Genomic DNA, 1,298 nt, shown 5'->3' on the forward strand with positions numbered 1-1,298 from the left:
TTCACCTCGTTAAACGATTTTACTCGCTTAGCGTGGTGTCCAAAACTATCGGGGCAGATCACAAAGTGTTTAGGATGTCCTGTATATGTGTCAAAAAAATTTGGTTCCAGTGAAGATTTTGGTAATTTTCACTACGGCGCGATGTTAAGTGCAGCAGGCTTTGAGGACTCACTGATCTATAGTGGCGCAAGCGCTAACCAAGCATGGAAAGATGATGGAAAAGGTATTACTGGACTGTGGGGACTATTAAGTGGATTCGTAACTCAAGATAGAGATCATGCTCACGATACAGTTCAAGTTACCAGAGGTATCAATTACTATAAAGAAGTATATAAAAATGACAACAATACTACTAATGTATCTGATTCATGTGATGATTCTAATGGATTACAGATTGTAGCGGCAACTGGAATAGGTGGTGGTGGGCCAGGAGGAAGTATTGATCCTGGAGTACCCGGTGGCGCGAGAGTATCATATAAATACTCATGTGAATTATGGAGATTCCCAAATGGTCTTGGTGGTCATTGCTACATAAACAGAAACTTTAAATACAAAATAATTCCATATTAATACACCTAGGTAATTTACAATGAAACTAAAGAAACTTCTTGCTTTACTAATGCTCTCTACTTTAGTGGCTTGCAGCCCAAGCTACAATGAAGATGTAATTACTAAAGCCGATATGATAGTTAATGTAGAGGCGTTAATTTCCAAAATCAACCAATATAATATCAAAGAAGTTTCTTACTATTCTGAAGAAGTAATTGTTTTAAATGGAGTTGTCATTAACCCTATTACAAAAACTTTTGGAAAAAGTCCTGATGGTGGTTTTATGATGACATATTCCCAAAAAGCTGCCGAGAACAAAATTGAAAACTGGAGCCAAGTATTATCCGTGACTCAGCCCAATGTAAAATTATCACAAGAAAATCTAAATGAGATACTTGTAGATATGGCTGAAATTGGCGTTACAGATGTATTTAACGACACCCAATATAATACAGTCCGTATTCAATGGGGGAATTCTGTGATGTTAGGAATAAACGGTTTGGTTTTTGGGGAGAAAATGAATGTAGAAGCATTTCAAGAACATGCACAATTTGATATCTTCAAAAAAGTATCAGATGGAGTCTACTTCTTTCAGTTATTGTAAGAAAAGATAACGAAGAAGTTTCATGTATGCTATCCATCTGCTTACAGAGTTGCTGGAGTTGCACAGCAACTGTGCTCTCTTGGTTATTCCGAGGGTGTTCAAAATTCTGTGTCACGTTAAAAATCACAGATCGATGTGAGCATCC

The 1,298-nt window shown here is 37.1% G+C and carries 2 protein-coding genes; both read left to right on the forward strand.

Features of this window, described 5'->3' with window-relative positions; genetic code table 11:
- The coding region (locus CX651_RS19720) for a polymorphic toxin type 44 domain-containing protein (protein WP_232788341.1) at positions 1-570 on the forward strand (570 nt) is incomplete at its 5' end.
- A gap of 19 nt (positions 571-589) precedes the next feature.
- Positions 590-1,153, forward strand: coding sequence for a hypothetical protein (locus CX651_RS19725; protein ID WP_101057801.1), 564 nt, complete (start codon positions 590-592; stop codon positions 1,151-1,153).
- Positions 1,154-1,298 lie beyond the last annotated feature (145 nt).

Origin of the sequence: Shewanella chilikensis (assembly GCF_002836945.1) — a bacterium.
Classification (GTDB): domain Bacteria; phylum Pseudomonadota; class Gammaproteobacteria; order Enterobacterales; family Shewanellaceae; genus Shewanella; species Shewanella chilikensis.

What these genes read in the sequence shown, in the direction of transcription:
- CX651_RS19725 (WP_101057801.1), top strand. Translation starts at nt 590, where the DNA reads ATGAAACTAAAGAAACTTCTTGCTTTACTAATGCTCTCTACTTTAGTG.